This is a genomic window from Qingshengfaniella alkalisoli, from assembly GCF_007855645.1.
GTDB classification, from domain to species: Bacteria; Pseudomonadota; Alphaproteobacteria; order Rhodobacterales; family Rhodobacteraceae; genus Qingshengfaniella; species Qingshengfaniella alkalisoli.
Map to the genome: position 1 here is coordinate 123,591 of NZ_CP042261.1, position 16,958 is coordinate 140,548.

Consider the following 16,958-nt stretch of genomic DNA (forward strand, 5'->3'; position numbering starts at 1 on the left):
GTTGGGCCGACCCCAATTTTGCAGGTCGGCCCAATCAATTCCGGCGTAGAAATCTGTTAGCCGATTGCGACGGCCTTCACGTCTTCATCGATATGCGCGACATATTGTTCGAAGTTGTCGGCAAACATCTCGACCAGCTTACGGGCTTGTGCGTCGTAGGCATCCGCGTCGGCCCAAGTCGCACGTGGATCGAGCAGGGTATCGTCCACACCCGGTACCGATACCGGAACCTCGAAGCCGAAATGCGGATCCTTGCGGAACTCTGCCTCGCTGAGTGTGCCGTCCAGCGCTGAGGCTAGCAGAGCGCGTGTAGCCTTGATCGGCATACGTGAACCCGAGCCGTACGCGCCGCCTGTCCAACCTGTGTTGACCAGCCAGCAGGTAGCCCCGTGGCTTGCGATCTTTTCGCGCAGCAGGTTGCCATAGACTTCCGGACGGCGCGGCATGAAGGGGGCGCCGAAGCAGGTTGAGAAGGTCGGGATCGGCTCTGCCACGCCGCGTTCAGTACCGGGCGTCTTCGAGGTGAAGCCCGACAGGAAATGATACATCGCCTGTGCCGGTGTTAACCGCGAGATCGGCGGCATGACGCCGAAGGCATCGCAGGTCAGCATGATGATGTTTTTGGGATGGCCGCCCAGCGCGGACTCTGAGGCATTGGAAATGTAGTCCAGCGGATATGCACAGCGCATGTTGGGCGTTAGGCTGTCGTCTTCGAAATCAAGCTCCAGCGTGTCCTTGTCGAACACCATGTTCTCGATCACGGTGCCGAATTTCGACGTTGTGGCGTATATTTCCGGCTCTGCTTCCGGCGACAACGAGATCGTCTTGGCGTAGCAACCGCCTTCAAAGTTGAAAGTGCCACGATCGGACCAGCCATGTTCGTCGTCACCGATCAGCACGCGGCTTGGGTCTGCAGAAAGTGTCGTCTTGCCGGTGCCAGACAGGCCGAAGAAGATTGCGGTGTCCACAGGATTACCCGGCGCGTGGTTGGCCGAGCAGTGCATCGGCATCACGCCTTTTTCAGGCAGGATGTAGTTCAACAGGGTGAACACGGATTTTTTGTTCTCGCCCGCGTATTCCGTGCCACCGATCAGGATGAGATTGCGGTCGAAGTTCAGCGCGATCACGGTATCGGAACGACAGTCGTGACGGTCCGGATTAGCTTTGAAGGACGGACAGTTAATGATCGTGAAATCCGGTGCAAAGGTTTCCAGTTCCTCCTGCGCTGGGCGACGCAATAGGTGCCGGATAAACAACCCGTGCCATGCCAGTTCGGTGACCACACGCACATCCAGGCGGTGGGTCGGGTCCGCGCCACCAAACAGGTCCTGTACGAAGTAGTCGCGACCCTTCATATGCTCCAGCATGTCGTTGTAGAGGGTGTCGAAGCCCTCCGGCGACATCGGCGCGTTGGTGTCCCACCAGATGTTGTCCTCGACCGCAGCGGTACGAACGACGTGCTTGTCCTTGGGCGAGCGACCGGTGTATTTGCCCGTTTCCACGAGCAGCGCTCCGCCTTTGCCCAGCGTGCCTTCGTCACGCTTCAACGCTTCCTGCACGAGCGCCGGTTCGGTCAGGTTGTAATAGACAGAGCCAAGCCCGCTGATCCCCTGATCTTCCAGCTTTTGATTCCGGTTAACACGTCCTGACGTCATATGCGTTACCTAGCCTCCGCCATGCGGTCTGATGAGTGATTAGAGCCGCCTCCACCAGCGTCTCTGCCTCGCTATATCATGCGTTTCGCGCGTCAAAACAGGACCATTGAGAACAGTTAGCGCAACCATCCTGATGTTAGCGCAACCTCGATCACGTTGCCGCGACCGGGCTTAGCAATTTCTTACGGGTTTGACCGTTTGCATTAATCCGTGGGACTCGTGATTCGCGGGAAAATTAGTGAATAGGGTGTCTGATGGGGATTGAACCTGACTTCGGCCGGGCCGCGACCGAAGAAGTTGCGTGTGCGGCGCGGCCACACTGTATCCTTAACCGCAAAGGAAATGGATCTGCTGGAGGCTCTGGCAATCCGGCCCGGTTTCGTAAAAACTCGTCATCAACTGATGGACATTGCCTATGGCGACGGGGTTCATGTCGAAGATCGCACGATTGACAGCCACATTAAGCGGCCGCGTAGAAAGTTTAGGCGCGTCGATCCGCGCTTCACGACTATCGCAACGCTTTACGGCGTCGGGTATAAATTCGTGCTACCTGAAGCTTAGGCTTGGCAGATGACGGATGAAATTATCCTTCACGCCTCCACAGTGGTCTACAACGGCCATGGTTTGCTGATCGAAGGGCCGTCGGGCTCGGGGAAATCGTCGCTGGCTTTGTCTTTGCTCGCGCTAGGGGCTGACCTTGTTGCCGACGATCGTACCAAGGTCTTTCTGGGTGAAGCGGAGAACCGTCCAATGGTTGTCGCGCCCCGAACATTGCCCGCCCTCATCGAGGCGCGCGGCGTCGGTTTACTGCCGGCGCGATTGAGGGGCCCGTGCAGATTGGCTCTTGCTGTGGATCTGGGGGTGCGCGAACAAGACCGACTGCCGCTATCAAAGACACGCAGCTATCTTGGTCGTGATGTCACCTTGCTTCACAATACGGGGAGGGTCGATTTCGCGGCCGCTCTTCTGCAATACCTTAAGAGCCTGTAGGGGATGGATGTGATGACAGCGGGGCAGACGCCATGAGGCCGAACGGGCAGGCACGCAGCCAGAAAAGCCAGCAAGTGATTCTGATCACCGGCCCCTCGGGTGCGGGGCGGTCCACGGCCGAGAACGTGTTGGAGGATCTCGGCTGCGAAACTATCGACAATCTACCGTTGAGCCTCCTCCCTCGATTGATTGACGGTGTTCCGATGGGTCGGCCTCTCGCATTAGGAATCGACGTGCGCAACCGCGAATTCAGTACGCAGGCGGTGTTGGACATGATCGCGCAACTGTCTTCCGATCCGCGGATCGACCTGGAGGTCCTTTATCTGGATTGCCGCGCGGATGTCCTGTCGCGCCGTTACTCTGAAACACGCCGCCGTCATCCGCTTGCACCGGCTGAAGCGCCAGAGCTTGGCATTAAACGCGAGTTCGACCTTCTGGAACGAATCCGCCTGCGTTCCGACATCTTGCTCGATACATCCGATCTGACGCCGCATGATCTACGGGCGGAACTGAAGCGCTGGTTTGACGCTGAAGACGCGCGACGTTTGGCTGTTTCGGTGCACTCCTTTTCCTACAAGCGTGGCGTGCCCAACGGGATCGACTTATTGTTCGACTGCCGGTTTCTGGCAAACCCCTATTGGGAAAAACCTTTGCGGCGCCTCGACGGACGAGACCAGCGCGTGGCTGACTATGTTGCCGCCGATCCGCGTTCCGCGACGTTTTTTGACAAAACGCGTGATTTGGTTCGGTTTCTGTTGCCTGCCTATGTCGATGAAGGCAAAGCGCATCTATCTATAGGGTTCGGCTGCACGGGTGGGCAGCATCGTTCGGTAGTATTGGCCGAGCGTATGGCCCGAGCCCTTGCGGAAGATGAATGGCAGGTGTCTATAAGGCACCACGAACTTGAACGGCGCGGCCATGTTTCCGCGTCAACTGGATCGGGTGATAAGGGTTGATTGGTATCGTGATCGTCGCCCATGGGGGGCTGGCACGCGAATATTTGGCGGCTGTCGAGCATGTTCTCGGCAAACAGTCGCATATGCGCGCCATTTCGATCGGAGTTCATGACGACAGGCAAGGCAAGCAAGCCGAAATCAAGGCGGCGGCCGATGATGTCGATGATGGTGACGGCGTTATAGTGGTCACGGATATGTTCGGGGGATCGCCGTCGAATCTGTCCATTCCTGCCTGTGCGCTGGAAAACCGGTCAATTCTTTATGGCGCGAACCTGCCAATGCTTATAAAGCTAACGAAATCGCGAGGTAAACCAATCGACGTGGCGATCACTGCTGCACTGGATGCCGGGCGAAAATACATAGATTCGCACAACCCGCACTGAATTAAAGACATATGACGACCAGCGCACGACGGACACTCAAGATCATCAATGAAAAAGGGTTGCACGCGCGCGCCTCTGCCAAGCTGGTGGAAGTGGTCGAGGCCCATGACGCTCGAGCGGAAGTTAGCAAGGATGGGCTGAGCGCTTCGGGCGACAGCATCATGGGGTTACTGATGCTTGCTGCGTCTCGTGGCACGTCTATCGATATTGTCACCACCGGCAACGAGGCCGAGAAGCTGGCCGACGCGCTGGAGAAACTCGTCGCCAACAAATTCGGCGAAGACTTCTAGCCACCACACGCAAGATTCGGGGCGACCATTGCCGGCCATCGAACGAGATATGTTACCCATTGAAAGCACCGGGTCGCCGGAGCGCTATGACAAGCGCCGGCTGTCCTATGCCACGACCTTCGACAGTCGGTGGAAGGCGAGCGTCATCCGGTCGATGGAATGGATGACAGGCAAGGTTACGTTGCTGCGGCATATTAGGGAGTTCGAGCGCAGAGGTCCGCCGGTGGGGCAGGAGTTCTGGCCGCGCGCCCTGAACCAGATGGGGATCGAGCTGCGCACGCCGCCCGGTCAGATAGCGCGCATCCCCAAGCAGGGTCCGCTTGTCATCGTTGCCAATCATCCGCATGGGCTGGTCGACGGAATCGTGCTCGGAGCGTTAATCGGCCAAGCCAGACAGGACTATCGTATTCTGACGCGATCCTTGTTGACGGGGGTTAGAGAGGTGCAGCAGTTCCTGATGCCGGTGCCGTTCCCGCACGAAGATGACGCGCTACAACTGAACCTCGAAATGCGGCGAAAGTGCATGCGTCACCTGCAAAGCGGCGGGTCCGTCGCGCTGTTTCCGTCGGGTTCGGTTTCGGCGTCGCAGACGATGTTCGGCCCGGCTGTCGAGGCCAGTTGGAACCCTTTCACGGCCAAGATGATTCTGCGCAGCGGCGCAACGGTCCTGCCCATTCGCTTCTCGGGACAGAACAGCCGTTGGTATCAGATGGCTAACCGGGTGTCGCCCACACTACGGCAGGGGCTGTTGTTGCACGAAGTCGTGCATGCGCTGAACAAGCCGATCAGCCCGATCATCGGCGACCCGATCTATCCCGATCAGTTGAGGAAATGGGCCTCGGATCAACGAGGCTTCATGGGGTGGTTGCGGGCACACACCTTGGCACTGACTGACGATCAGCGGGTCGGAACTGGCTGGTCGCCGGAATAGTCGTAGAACCCGCGACCGGATTTGCGGCCCAGCCAGCCAGCCTCGACATATTTGACCAGTAGCGGGCAGGGGCGGTATTTGCTGTCCGCCATGCCCTCATGCAGGACCCGCATGATGGCAAGGCAGGTGTCCAGCCCGATCATGTCTGCCAGTTGCAGCGGCCCCATCGGATGGGCTGCACCTAGCGTCATGCCGCTGTCGATGGACGCGGCGGTCCCAACGCCTTCGTGCAACGCATAGACTGCCTCGTTGATCATCGGGATCAGAATGCGGTTGACGATGAAGCCCGGAAAGTCTTCCGCGACAGAGGCGGTTTTCCCCAGCTTGTCGACCAGCCCCTTGCAGGCCTGAAAAGTAGCGTCATCGGTGGCGATACCGCGAATGAGTTCGACCAGTTTCATCACCGGAACAGGATTCATGAAATGAAAACCCATGAAGCGTTCGGGGCGGTCAGTGGCGGCGGCAAGGCGCGTGATGGAGATGGAAGAGGTATTTGTCGTCAGGATTGCGTGATCTGCCAGATGTGGAATGAGGCTTTCAAAAATCTTACACTTGACCGCCTCGTCTTCAGTGGCGGCTTCGATGACCAGATCGGCCTTCGAGAAATCGGCGGTGTTCTGCGTTGTGACGATCCGCTTCAGGGCGGCATCCTTGTCGGCTTCGGAAACTGCGTCCTTCTTGACCTGCCGATCCATGTTCTTGCCGATGGACGCGATGGCGCGATCAAGACTGCCGGTGTCGATGTCGTTCAAGATCACTTCGAACCCGGCCAGAGCAAACACATGCGCGATGCCGCTGCCCATTTGACCTGCGCCGATGACGCCGACGGTTTTGATATCCATGTCGATCACTCCGGGTTTGAATTTTCGGGAGAAGCTTAGTGGCGTCGCCGCGGCGCAGCAAGTGACGCATTGGAAAAGGCCCGCTGCATGAGCGGGCCCATCCGGTATCAGAGCTTTTCGGTGAGTTCCGGCACCGCGTTGAACAGATCGGCAACGAGGCCGTAATCGGCAACTTGGAAGATTGGGGCATCTTCGTCCTTGTTGATCGCGACGATGACCTTGCTGTCCTTCATGCCCGCAAGGTGTTGAATCGCGCCGGAGATGCCTACCGCGATATAAAGCTCGGGCGCCACGACCTTGCCCGTCTGCCCCACTTGCCAGTCATTGGGCGCGTAGCCCGAATCGACGGCGGCACGCGATGCGCCTACAGCGGCGCCTAGCTTGTCGGCCAGCTTTTCAATCAGCTCGAATTGCTCTTCGGACCCTACGCCGCGACCGCCGGAAACGACGATTCCAGCCGAGGTGAGTTCAGGGCGATCGCTTTCGGCCACCTTGTCCTCGACCCATTCGGACAGGGCGGGATTGCCCGCAGCGCCGATGGTCTCGACCGCAGCCGAGCCACCCTGGCTGGCTGCGTCGAAGTTTGATGTACGGATCGTCAGCACTTTCTTGGTGTCAGAGGATTTCACTGTCTGTACGGCGTTGCCGGCATAGACGGGGCGCTCGAACGTATCTGCATCCACAACGCCCGACACGTCTGACAGGATCATGACATCCAGCAGCGCAGCGACGCGGGGCATGATGTTTTTCGCGTCGGTGGTCGCGGGTGCGGCGATGTGGTCGTAATCGCCGGCAAGCGATACGATCAGATCGGCAGTCGGCTCGGCCAGGCGGTGGCCATAGACGGTATCTTCTGCGCACAGAACTTTCACGACGCCGTCGATCTTGGCGGCTTCTTCAGCAGCATCCTTGGCGGAGGCCCCGGCGCAAAGAAGAGTGACATCCCCCAGCGATTTGACCGCACTGACGGCCTTTGCGGTTGCATCGACAGCTAGTGTGCCGTCGGTGACTTCAGCAAGAAGAAGAACACCCATCAGATCACCCCCGCTTCGGTCTTGAGTTTTTCGATCAGTTCATCGACAGAGCCGACCTTGATCCCTGCCTTGCGCTCAGCGGGTTCGGTCGTCTTGAGGACCTCCAGCCGCGGCGCGATGTCGACGCCCAGATCGGCGGGCGTTTTCTCATCAAGCGGCTTTTTCTTGGCCTTCATGATGTTGGGCAGCGACGCGTAGCGCGGCTCGTTCAGGCGCAGATCTGCCGTGATGACGGCAGGCAGCTTGACCTTGATCGTCTGCAGTCCGCCATCGACCTCGCGTGTGACTGCGGCGCTGCCGCCATCTACGTTTATCTCGGAGGCAAATGTCGCCTGCGACCAGCCCAGCAGCGCGGACAGCATCTGGCCGGTAGCGTTCATGTCGTTGTCAATGGCTTGCTTGCCGCAGAGCACGATTTGCGGCTGCTCCTCGTCGATCACGGCTTTGAGCAGCTTGGCGACGGCCAGCGGTTCGATGTCTGTGTGCACATCATCCGCAGCATTGATCAGAATCGCGCGGTCAGCGCCCATGGCGAGCGCGGTGCGCAGCGTTTCCTGCGATTGCTTCACGCCGATAGATACGGCGACAACCTCGGTGGCAACGCCCTTTTCCTTCAGGCGGATCGCTTCCTCGACGGCGATTTCGTCGAACGGGTTCATCGACATTTTGACATTGGCGAGATCGACACCCGATCCGTCCGCTTTCACACGAACCTTCACGTTGTAGTCGATCACGCGCTTCACGGGTACAAGTACCTTCATCGGCGCGGACTCCTCAGTTTGATCCCGGCCCGGTCTGCGGGCCAGATGCCTCCGCGAAACGTGTTAACGCGTCGGGAAGCACGGCGACAGGGCAAAAACGCTCATTGGGCGGCTCGGAACGCTGCGTTCTGCCTAGCGGTTGGCGCCCGGTACCCAAAGCACGTCATCTTGTCCGCCATTGTTGGCCATGCGCGCTGCGCAAAAGAACCAATCGGACAGGCGATTCAGGTATTTCACCGCGTGTTCGTTTACGGCTTCACGTGTGGCGAGGTGAACAGTTAGCCGTTCCGCGCGCCGCGAATTCGTTCGGCACAAGTGCAAATACGCAGCAAGGGCTGTGCCGCCGGGAAGGATGAAGGATCGCAAAGGCTGCAACTGCGCGGTCATCGCGTCGATTTCCTGCTCAAGGCGGGTTATCTGGCTCTCGACAATGCGCAAGGGTGGGTATTCGGCTTCGGTGTCCTTGTCAGGGCTGGGACGGCATAGGTCCGCACCCAAATCAAATAGATCGTTCTGGATCGCGGCAAGCTGGTCCGCGATGGCCCCGTCAGCGTGCAAGCGTGCAAGTCCCACCGTGGAGTTCGTTTCGTCCACCGTACCGTAGGCATCGACACGGATCGAATGCTTGGCCACGCGCGAGCCGTCGCCCAAGGCGGTGTCGCCTTTGTCGCCAGTGCGGGTGTAGATCTTGTTGAGCACAACCATGGTCAGTTTCCTGCAAAGCGTGTGGCGACGAAGATGAGGATCAGAATGACCGCGATGAACTGCGCGATGATCCGGTATCGCATCAGGCGATTGGCGTTCTTGCGGTTAAACTCACCGCCGCGCGCCATTCCGGTGATGCCGATCATCAGGATGACGACCACCAGAATCATGGCGATCGCGACGACGTAGAAAAGGGGGTCGTTCTGCATGGTGTGCTCCGCGCTTGCTTGTCTGGGTGTAGCCGATAGCGGCCCGGTTGCGAAGGGCAACCGGACTTATCGGCGCATCAGCACGCGGTCCATCGCGCGGGTTGACAGCACCCGCCGCATAGCTCCGGCCATATAGGTCGGCGTGGTCACATAGTAACGCGGCTTCGGGCGCGGCGTTTCGAGCGCAGAGATCAGCTTCGCCGTAACCGCTTCCGGGCCAAGCTGGAGCTTATCGGGCCTGTCGCTATAAAGGCGTGGGATCAGGCTGTCGCGGTATTGCGCGGCGCGAGGGGATCTTTCCCAGTCGATCCAGCGCTCAAAGGCCTTCGCAGCGTTTGCGCGGAATTTCGTGCCGATGGGGCCGGGCTCTATCAGGCTGACATGGATGGACGTATCTTCGGCCAGTTCCATCCGCATGACGTCGGTCAGGCCTTCCAGCGCGAACTTCGAGGCGACATAAGCCCCGCGCCATTTCACGGGTATCAGGCCCAGTACGGACGAGCAATTCACGATCCGACCGCTGCCTTGACTGCGCATGACCGGAATAACGCGCCTTGTCAGATCGTGCCAGCCGAAAAGATTGGCCTCGAACAGCTCTTTCAATGCGTCGCGGGGCAAGTCTTCAACGGCGCAGGGGATGGCGTAAGCACCGTTATTGAACAATGCGTCTAGGCGGCCGCCAGTCAGATCAAGCGCTTCGGTCAGGCCGGATTCCACGCTGCCCGGATCGGCATAGTCCAAGGTGACGCTGTTCAAGCCTTCTGCCCGAAGTCGCGCTGTGTCGTCGGGATTGCGGCAGCTCGCAATCACGGTCCACCCGCGGCTCGTCAAAGTTCTCGCTGCATCCAGCCCTATGCCGGATGAACATCCGGTGATCAGAATACTGCCTGTCATCTGCCCTCACATGCCTTATGGCCCTGATACGGGCGGATACAGGTACGGGCAAGCGGTGACTACTGTGCGAGTATTTCGAGGAACTGGCTCGACATATAGACTGGGTTTCCGGTGTCAGGATTGACGATTCTTGCCCATCCGTTACCTCCGCCTTCAAGGAGTTGGACGCGGTCGCCCGCATCGACCTGACCCAGCACAGGGTCAATCGTGGACGGGCCGGCACGCAGATTGACCGTCGTGCCCAACACGCGAGCGTAGCGGGTATCGGCTTGTGTAGTTGCGCTCGGCTCGGTACTCGTCTGTTCGACCTCTACATTGGCATCGACCGGAGTGGTGCCCGATACCCCGGCAAGGATACCCCGTTCGCTGTTTTCGCGGACGCGGTCGGCCAAGGACACGGCGCCCGTGTTGCCGTCGTCAAGGCTAAGCCGTTGCAGCGCGAGGGACGACAATGATCCTTCCTCGCCATCTGGTTGCTGCTCGGCTTCGTCCGACTCGATTGGGGTGGGTTGCCCAAACGGGGAGGCCGCTGCCACTTCTGGCTCCGTTTCGGGTTGAGGGGTCGGATCACTCGTGGCGGTCGGTTGAGTTTGTAGCGCGGGATCATCGGTAGTGGGTTGCTCGCGGGCCACTACGGGTTCGCGAGGGGGTTCTTCGTTGAAGATCGGGCCATCGGGTTCGGGGCTAAAATACATGACCGCGAACATCACGCCGATCAGAATGACGGTAAGCTTGAAACCCATGGCTGTCCCTGTCGTCTTTACATCTTCGGCCGGAAACGGGGCCGGAAGACAACCTTACCATAGGTTATACCAGATACGACGATTGCGCGCGAATCCGCAGGCGACTGTGATGAATATATCCGCAGGTGATGCGCGAGCCGCTTTACCGCGAACCTCGCTGGCGCTAATAGCAAGACATGAGTGATACTGAAGGCTCCACCGAACACGCCGAACCGCTACGCCGGGCGATTGGTCAGCGTTACCTGACCTACGCCCTGTCGACGATCATGCACCGTGCGCTGCCGGACGCGCGTGACGGGCTGAAGCCGGTTCACCGCCGCATTCTGTACGCCATGCGCGAGCTGAAGCTCAGCTCCAATGGCGGCTTCCGCAAATGTGCCAAGATTTCCGGCGATGTGATGGGGAACTATCACCCGCATGGTGATGGCGCGATTTATGACGCGCTCGCGCGGTTGGCACAGGATTTCAACGTCCGCTATCCGCTTGTGGATGGGCAGGGCAACTTCGGCAATATCGACGGTGATAACCCTGCCGCCAGCCGGTACACCGAAGCGCGGATGACCGCAGCGGCCGAGGCGCTATTGGAAGGCCTGAACGACGATACCGTCGATTTTCGTGAAAACTATGACGGAACGCTTCAAGAACCCGTCGTGTTGCCTGCCGCATTTCCGAATCTCCTGGCGAACGGGTCCAGCGGGATTGCGGTGGGAATGGCCACGAATATCCCGCCGCACAATATCGAAGAACTTTGCGACGCCTGCCAGCACCTGATCAAGACGCCGGACGCGCGCGACGATACGCTGGTGAATTACGTCACTGGCCCGGATTTTCCCACCGGCGGTGTCATTGTCGAGCCGCGTGAGTCGATCCTTGAAACCTACCGCACCGGGCGCGGCGCGTTCCGTCTGCAGTCGAAGTGGCGGATCGAGGATCTGGGGCGCGGACAGTGGCAGGTTGTCGTTCTGGAAATCCCTTATCAGGTCCAGAAGTCCAAGCTGATTGAAAAGCTGGCCGAGTTGATCCAGACCAAGAAGGTGCCGATACTCGCCGATGTGCGCGATGAATCCGCCGATGACATTCGCATCGTGCTGGAACCACGCAGCAAGAATGTAGATCCAGACGTCTTGATGGCGTCGCTCTTCCGGCAGTCCGATCTGGAAGTCCGCTTCTCGATGAACATGAATGTGCTGATCGACGGGCGCACGCCGAAGGTGTGTTCGCTCAAGGAGGTCCTTCGTGCGTTCCTGGATCATCGCCGCGAGGTGCTGCTGCGTCGCACGCGTAACCGGTTGGGCAAGATCGACCATCGGCTGGAGGTGCTGGAAGGCTATCTGATCGCCTTCCTGAACCTGGATCGCGTGATCGAGATCATTCGCAACGAGGACGAACCCAAGTCTGTCATGATGGCGGAGTTCGACCTGTCCGACGTGCAGGCCGAAGCGATCCTGAACATGCGCCTGCGCAGCTTGCGACGCCTCGAAGAGATGGAGTTGCGCAAGGAACATGACGACCTGACGCAGGAACGGTCCGAGTTGATGGATCTGCTCGACGACGAAGGCCTGCAATGGGCGAAGATTTCGGAGCAGTTGCGCGACGTGAAGAAGCGGTTTGGCAAGTCAACCGAACTGGGGCGCCGACGCACGGATTTCGCCGAGGCCGTTGAGGTCGCGGACGTGCCGCTTGAAGCGATGATCGAAAAAGAGCCGATCACCGTCGTCTGTTCGCAAATGGGTTGGATACGCGCGATGAAGGGTCACATCGCGCTGGATCAGCAGCTCAAGTTCAAGGATGGCGATGAAGGCCGCTTTACCTTCCACGCTGAAACGACGGACAGGCTGTTATTGTTCGGATCGAATGGGCGTTTCTACACGATCAGCGCCGCCAATCTGCCGGGTGGGCGTGGTATGGGTGAGCCGGTCCGCCTGATGATCGACCTGCCGAACGAGGCGGATATCATCGATCTGTTCATCATGAAGCCGGGCGAGAAGCTGCTGGTGGCCTCCACGGCGGGTAACGGTTTCGTTGTCGCGCAGGACGAGGTCGAGGCGCAGACGCGTGGCGGCAAACAGGTGCTGAACGTCAGGGATCCTGTGCGCGCGGCAATCTGTCGCCCTGTTTCCGGGGATCACGTCGCCGTCGTGGGTGAGAACCGGAAGGTCTTGGTGTTCCCCGTCGACGAACTGCCTGAAATGGTCCGGGGCAAGGGCGTTCGTTTGCAGAAGTACAAGGATGCCGACACCAAGCTGACGGATGCGGTGACGTTTACGCGGGCTCAGGGGCTGTCATGGACCTTTGGCGAAGGCAAGACCCGAACGGTGAATGATCCTGAACTGGCTGAATGGGACGGCAAGCGGGCCAGCGCCGGTCGCATGGCGCCTCGAGGGTTCCCGCGTGACAATAAGTTCACGGATTGATCAGTTGTCCCTGCAGGTGATTGTTTGTGTTCGTCGCATCGGCTAGGCCAAGTCAACCACGGGGAAAGGACTACAGACTGCCCATGCTGAAGCTACTTCGATTGCCTGCCGTTCTGGCGTTTGCCGCCATCCTGTCCGCCTGTGGTGCACCGCCGGAAGGGTTCGAGGATCTGGAACCACTGGGTGATTTCCGCCTTGGTCACAACATTACGGTTGTCGATAATCCGACCATGGGCGCGTTGTCACGCAAAGTGTCTGACGAAGAATGGGAAACCGCGATGGAAGACGCAGTGGCTCGTCAATTCTCAGGCTTTTCCGGGGACCGCTACTACCACATCGCGATCAAGGTGCAGGGCTACGTTGTGGCACAGCCAGGAATTCCCGTAATCGCCGCGCCCAAATCGACATTGGGTCTTTCGGTAAACATCTGGGATGACGCCGCGGGCGGCAAGCTGCTGGAAGAAGCCAAGCAGATCATCGTGCTGGAAAGCCTCTCGGCGGGTAATATCGTCAGTTCCGGCATCACCAAATCGCGTGACGAACAGGTCCGCGAACTGGCCGAAAATGCGGCGGGCGAGATCCTTGAATGGCTGCGGGACAACCCGCAATGGTTCGATGGATCGCCCAATGATGTCACGCCGATAGCGGAGCCTGCATCAGGCGCTTGATTTTTCCTGCGGCGCTCGGTAACGAGCCCGCGTTGTTGAACAGGCACATGTGATAATTCCAAGGAAAGGCGCCTCAACATGGCAAAAGCAAAGTTTGAGCGTACGAAGCCGCACGTGAACATTGGCACGATTGGCCATGTTGACCATGGTAAGACGACGCTGACTGCTGCGATCACGAAATACTTCGGGGACTTCCGCGCTTACGACCAGATCGACGGCGCGCCGGAAGAGAAAGCCCGCGGGATCACGATCTCGACGGCTCACGTGGAATACGAGACGGACAACCGTCACTACGCACACGTCGACTGCCCCGGCCACGCCGACTACGTCAAGAACATGATCACGGGTGCTGCGCAGATGGACGGCGCGATTCTGGTTGTGAACGCCGCAGACGGCCCGATGCCGCAGACGCGCGAACACATTCTTCTGGGCCGCCAGGTTGGCATCCCGAAGATGGTCGTATTCCTGAACAAGGTTGACCAGGTTGATGACGAAGAGCTGCTTGAGCTGGTCGAGATGGAAGTTCGTGAACTTCTGTCCAGCTACGACTACCCGGGCGACGATATTCCGATCATCGCGGGTTCGGCTCTGGCGGCGATGGAAGGCAACAACCCGGAAATCGGCGAGAACAAGATCCGCGAACTGATGGCGGCTGTTGATGACTACATCGACACGCCCGAGCGTGCCGTTGACCAGCCGTTCCTGATGCCGATCGAGGACGTGTTCTCGATTTCCGGTCGCGGCACCGTTGTGACCGGCCGTGTCGAGCGTGGCGTGATCAACGTTGGCGACGAGATCGAAATCGTCGGTATCCGCGACACGAAGAAGACGACCTGCACGGGTGTCGAGATGTTCCGCAAGCTGCTTGACCGCGGTGAAGCCGGCGACAACATCGGTGCGCTTCTGCGTGGTATCGACCGTGAAGGCGTCGAGCGTGGCCAGGTTCTGTGTAAGCCGGGTTCGGTGACGCCGCACACCAAGTTCGAAGCCGAAGCCTACATCCTGACGAAGGATGAAGGTGGTCGCCACACGCCGTTCTTCGCCAACTACCGTCCGCAGTTCTACTTCCGCACGACGGACGTGACCGGCACGGTGACGCTGGCTGAGGGCACGGAAATGGTGATGCCGGGCGACAACGTTTCGTTCTCGGTTGAACTGATTGCCCCGATCGCGATGGAAAACGGCCTGCGCTTCGCCATCCGCGAAGGCGGCCGCACCGTCGGCGCCGGCGTCGTCAGCAAAATCATCGAGTAACAAAGACCTTCACGGGTTTTGGAGAGGGCGCCAATGGCGCCCTTTTCTGTTCGCCGGGTGAACCGTCAGCGGCTCTTCAAATGATAGGTCAGCGCGCTGGCCACCAATGGTCGAAGCAAGTCGAGCGGCGGCTCTTCGTTGCCTTCAAACACGACTGCGCGGTTTCCGTCATATCGGAAGGCATCTCCGGCGAGATGCCGAAAGTCAGCGATCAGTGTCGTCTGGCAATGTGTGTATAGTGCAAAGCCACCCTCTTTCGGCGTGCCCAGGCGGATCGTCGAGCCACTTCGTGTGTCCGGCGTCAGGTAGGCAGGCTGACCCCATTTCAGCGTCTCATCGATTCGTCCGACCTGCGGAAGCTGCAAGGCGGTATCGAAGACGAGCTGTCTCAGTTGCAGGAGTTGGGGTCGCACGATGGCGGAAAAGGCGGCAAATGCCGATTCTACGGCGCTATTGGCAAAGTCCGGCGCATGTTGGTTCGTGTCGTTCATCCAGGTTCCCCGGGATCGGCAATGTAGGGGTTCGGCGGCATGTGCCGTTACCTTAGCCGACAACAGCCTTGCCGCATAGAAAGATGCCGAATCCGCTTGAAGCCCACGGCAATCCGTCCTATTCAGCGCACCGGCCTAGGGGTTTAGCTCAGTTGGTAGAGCATCGGTCTCCAAAACCGAGGGTCGTGGGTTCGAGTCCCTCAACCCCTGCCAGTTTCATACATTGTGGCGTGACTCGTTGCGTAAGGGTTGAAACCCTGCGCTTGCAGTCATATTAACCGCCTATTGCGAGACAAGGACCAACGCAGCATGGCGACGACCAATCCGCTTCAGTTTATCCAGCAGACCCGTGGCGAGATCGCCAAGATCGTCTGGCCCACCCGTCGTGAGACGATGCTGACCACGGCCATGGTGTTCGTGCTCGCATCCCTGACGGCTGTTTTCTTCTTTTTCGTGGATTGGTTTATCCGCAGCGGCCTGCAGCTGGTTCTGACCTACTTCGGCTAGGTTCGACGCGCTTCCCCCAATTCGGGCTTGTCATTTCGGGCCTGAGGGACTAGCACACGCTGTGTTTTCCGGCGCAAGGCGTGCAATGATTCGATTTGCACGCCGCTTTTTGTTCCGGCGAACATGGAAACGACAGGCACCTTTGACTAAGTGAGGCGACGAGATATGGCGAAACGGTGGTATTCGGTCAGCGTTCTCTCGAATTTCGAGAAGAAGATCGCCGAGCAGATCCGTACATCTGTCGCTGAAAAGGGTCTGGAGGACGAGATTGAAGAGGTTCTGGTGCCGACCGAAGAGGTCATCGAAGTGCGCCGGGGCAAGAAAGTCACCGCCGAGCGCCGGTTTATGCCGGGCTATGTCCTGGTGCGTATGGAAATGAGCGATCGGGGCTATCACCTGATCAATTCGATCAACCGGGTGACCGGGTTCCTCGGTCCGCAAGGCCGACCGATGCCGATGCGCGATGACGAGGTGAACCAGATCCTGAATCGCGTGGAAGAGGGCGAAAGCCAGCCGCGCACGCTGATCCATTTCGAGATCGGCGAGAAGGTCAAGGTCAACGATGGCCCGTTCGAAGATTTCGACGGGATGGTCGAGGAAGTGGACGACGAGAACCAGCGCCTGAAGGTAACGGTCTCGATCTTTGGCCGGGAAACACCGGTCGAGCTGGAATACACTCAGGTCACCAAGCAGAGCTGAGTGGCAATCGTGGGAGGCACGGCGGGCGCGCCCGCCACGTCGAACCACGCGACTTGAGCCCGCTGGACGCGCCGGCGTGGCAGTTGAATGAAGGAGAAGGCCAATGGCCAAGAAACTTGCCGGGACGATGAAGCTTCAGGTCCCCGCCGGACAAGCCAACCCGTCGCCGCCCGTAGGTCCGGCGTTGGGTCAGCGCGGCATCAACATCATGGAATTCTGCAAGGCGTTCAACGCCAAGACGCAGGACATGGAGCCCGGTGCGCCGTGTCCCACCGTGATCACCTACTATCAGGACAAGTCCTTCACCATGGACATCAAGACGCCGCCTGCGTCTTATTACCTGAAGAAGGCCGCGAAGCTGAAATCCGGTGCTAGCACCCCGTCGCGGGAAGTCGCGGGTCACGTCACCGTTGCTCAGGTGCGCGAGATCGCTGAAGCCAAGATGAAAGATCTGAACGCCAACGACGTCGAAGGCGCGATGAAAATCATCCTCGGCTCCGCCCGTTCCATGGGTATCGAGGTGAAAGGTTAA

The 16,958-nt window shown here is 59.1% G+C and carries 20 protein-coding genes, 1 tRNA gene and 1 pseudogene; 13 read left to right on the plus strand and 9 right to left on the minus strand.

Annotated features, from left to right (window positions below; genetic code table 11):
• Positions 1 to 56: 56 nt before the first annotated feature.
• A complete protein-coding gene (locus FPZ52_RS00630) occupies positions 57 to 1,655 on the minus strand; it encodes a phosphoenolpyruvate carboxykinase (RefSeq protein WP_146362732.1) in 1,599 nt (532 codons plus the stop codon).
• A 309-nt stretch (positions 1,656 to 1,964) separates the two neighbouring features.
• Between FPZ52_RS00630 and FPZ52_RS00635 the strand changes: the two are divergent.
• From FPZ52_RS00635 to FPZ52_RS00660, 6 genes and pseudogenes are all read left to right on the plus strand, one after another.
• Positions 1,965 to 2,216, plus strand: a pseudogene (locus FPZ52_RS00635) (winged helix-turn-helix domain-containing protein); the annotation flags it as partial.
• Between the two features lie 9 nt (positions 2,217 to 2,225).
• The gene (locus tag FPZ52_RS00640; protein ID WP_146362734.1) at positions 2,226 to 2,645 is read left to right on the plus strand and encodes an HPr kinase/phosphorylase; all 420 of its coding nucleotides are present in this window, start codon (positions 2,226 to 2,228) and stop codon (positions 2,643 to 2,645) included.
• 32 nt (positions 2,646 to 2,677) lie between these two features.
• Positions 2,678 to 3,601 (plus strand): RNase adapter RapZ, encoded by a 924-nt coding sequence (gene rapZ / locus FPZ52_RS00645; RefSeq protein ID WP_146362736.1) that lies wholly within the window; start codon positions 2,678 to 2,680, stop codon positions 3,599 to 3,601.
• Positions 3,598 to 3,984: a PTS sugar transporter subunit IIA gene (locus FPZ52_RS00650; RefSeq protein ID WP_146362738.1), complete on the plus strand. Its 387-nt coding sequence runs from the start codon at positions 3,598 to 3,600 to the stop codon at positions 3,982 to 3,984. The genes rapZ and FPZ52_RS00650 overlap by 4 nt, the downstream gene beginning before the upstream one ends.
• A gap of 11 nt (positions 3,985 to 3,995) precedes the next feature.
• A complete protein-coding gene (locus FPZ52_RS00655) occupies positions 3,996 to 4,274 on the plus strand; it encodes an HPr family phosphocarrier protein (protein ID WP_146362740.1) in 279 nt (92 codons plus the stop codon).
• A gap of 49 nt (positions 4,275 to 4,323) precedes the next feature.
• On the plus strand, positions 4,324 to 5,205 hold the full coding sequence (locus tag FPZ52_RS00660) for a lysophospholipid acyltransferase family protein (protein ID WP_146362742.1): 882 nt from the start codon (positions 4,324 to 4,326) through the stop codon (positions 5,203 to 5,205).
• Here FPZ52_RS00660 and FPZ52_RS00665 read toward each other — a convergent pair.
• The 7 genes from FPZ52_RS00665 to FPZ52_RS00695 all read right to left on the minus strand — a co-directional run bounded on the left by FPZ52_RS00665 (position 5,172) and on the right by FPZ52_RS00695 (position 10,393).
• Entirely contained in the window at positions 5,172 to 6,047 is an 876-nt protein-coding gene (locus FPZ52_RS00665; RefSeq protein WP_146362744.1) for a 3-hydroxybutyryl-CoA dehydrogenase, read from the minus strand. The two genes, FPZ52_RS00660 and FPZ52_RS00665, sit on opposite strands and share 34 nt — an antisense overlap.
• 107 nt (positions 6,048 to 6,154) lie before the next feature.
• Positions 6,155 to 7,081, minus strand: a complete 927-nt coding sequence (locus FPZ52_RS00670) for an electron transfer flavoprotein subunit alpha/FixB family protein (protein ID WP_146362746.1) — start codon at positions 7,079 to 7,081, stop codon at positions 6,155 to 6,157.
• Entirely contained in the window at positions 7,081 to 7,842 is a 762-nt protein-coding gene (locus FPZ52_RS00675) for an electron transfer flavoprotein subunit beta/FixA family protein (protein WP_146362748.1), read from the minus strand. The genes FPZ52_RS00670 and FPZ52_RS00675 overlap by 1 nt, the downstream gene beginning before the upstream one ends.
• A gap of 132 nt (positions 7,843 to 7,974) precedes the next feature.
• Positions 7,975 to 8,547 (minus strand): cob(I)yrinic acid a,c-diamide adenosyltransferase, encoded by a 573-nt coding sequence (locus tag FPZ52_RS00680; RefSeq protein WP_146362750.1) that lies wholly within the window; start codon positions 8,545 to 8,547, stop codon positions 7,975 to 7,977.
• 2 nt (positions 8,548 to 8,549) lie between these two features.
• Complete coding sequence (locus FPZ52_RS00685; protein WP_146362752.1) at positions 8,550 to 8,756, minus strand: twin transmembrane helix small protein; 207 nt, start codon at positions 8,754 to 8,756, stop codon at positions 8,550 to 8,552.
• Positions 8,757 to 8,822: 66 nt separating this feature from the next.
• A complete protein-coding gene (locus tag FPZ52_RS00690; protein ID WP_146362754.1) occupies positions 8,823 to 9,650 on the minus strand; it encodes an SDR family NAD(P)-dependent oxidoreductase in 828 nt (275 codons plus the stop codon).
• 59 nt (positions 9,651 to 9,709) lie between these two features.
• Positions 9,710 to 10,393, minus strand: a complete 684-nt coding sequence (locus tag FPZ52_RS00695; RefSeq protein ID WP_146362756.1) for an SH3 domain-containing protein — start codon at positions 10,391 to 10,393, stop codon at positions 9,710 to 9,712.
• A gap of 176 nt (positions 10,394 to 10,569) precedes the next feature.
• Here FPZ52_RS00695 and parC point away from each other — a divergent pair, with 176 nt between their 5' ends.
• From parC to tuf, 3 genes are all read left to right on the plus strand, one after another.
• On the plus strand, positions 10,570 to 12,807 hold the full coding sequence (gene parC / locus FPZ52_RS00700) for a DNA topoisomerase IV subunit A (protein ID WP_146362758.1): 2,238 nt from the start codon (positions 10,570 to 10,572) through the stop codon (positions 12,805 to 12,807).
• Between the two features lie 83 nt (positions 12,808 to 12,890).
• Positions 12,891 to 13,475: a hypothetical protein gene (locus tag FPZ52_RS00705; protein WP_146362760.1), complete on the plus strand. Its 585-nt coding sequence runs from the start codon at positions 12,891 to 12,893 to the stop codon at positions 13,473 to 13,475.
• A gap of 78 nt (positions 13,476 to 13,553) precedes the next feature.
• Complete coding sequence (gene tuf, locus FPZ52_RS00710) at positions 13,554 to 14,729, plus strand: elongation factor Tu (protein ID WP_146362762.1); 1,176 nt, start codon at positions 13,554 to 13,556, stop codon at positions 14,727 to 14,729.
• Positions 14,730 to 14,794: 65 nt separating this feature from the next.
• On the opposite strand, the gene FPZ52_RS00715 is transcribed toward tuf, so the two are convergent.
• A complete protein-coding gene (locus FPZ52_RS00715) occupies positions 14,795 to 15,220 on the minus strand; it encodes a DUF1801 domain-containing protein (protein WP_146362764.1) in 426 nt (141 codons plus the stop codon).
• A 137-nt stretch (positions 15,221 to 15,357) separates the two neighbouring features.
• Here FPZ52_RS00715 and FPZ52_RS00720 point away from each other — a divergent pair.
• The 4 genes from FPZ52_RS00720 to rplK all read left to right on the plus strand — a co-directional run bounded on the left by FPZ52_RS00720 (position 15,358) and on the right by rplK (position 16,958).
• Positions 15,358 to 15,433, plus strand: a tRNA-Trp gene (locus FPZ52_RS00720).
• Between the two features lie 96 nt (positions 15,434 to 15,529).
• The gene (gene secE, locus FPZ52_RS00725; RefSeq protein ID WP_146362766.1) at positions 15,530 to 15,727 is read left to right on the plus strand and encodes a preprotein translocase subunit SecE; all 198 of its coding nucleotides are present in this window, start codon (positions 15,530 to 15,532) and stop codon (positions 15,725 to 15,727) included.
• Positions 15,728 to 15,892: 165 nt separating this feature from the next.
• Entirely contained in the window at positions 15,893 to 16,426 is a 534-nt protein-coding gene (gene nusG, locus FPZ52_RS00730) for a transcription termination/antitermination protein NusG (RefSeq protein WP_146362768.1), read from the plus strand.
• A gap of 103 nt (positions 16,427 to 16,529) precedes the next feature.
• Positions 16,530 to 16,958: a 50S ribosomal protein L11 gene (rplK, locus tag FPZ52_RS00735; RefSeq protein WP_146362770.1), complete on the plus strand. Its 429-nt coding sequence runs from the start codon at positions 16,530 to 16,532 to the stop codon at positions 16,956 to 16,958.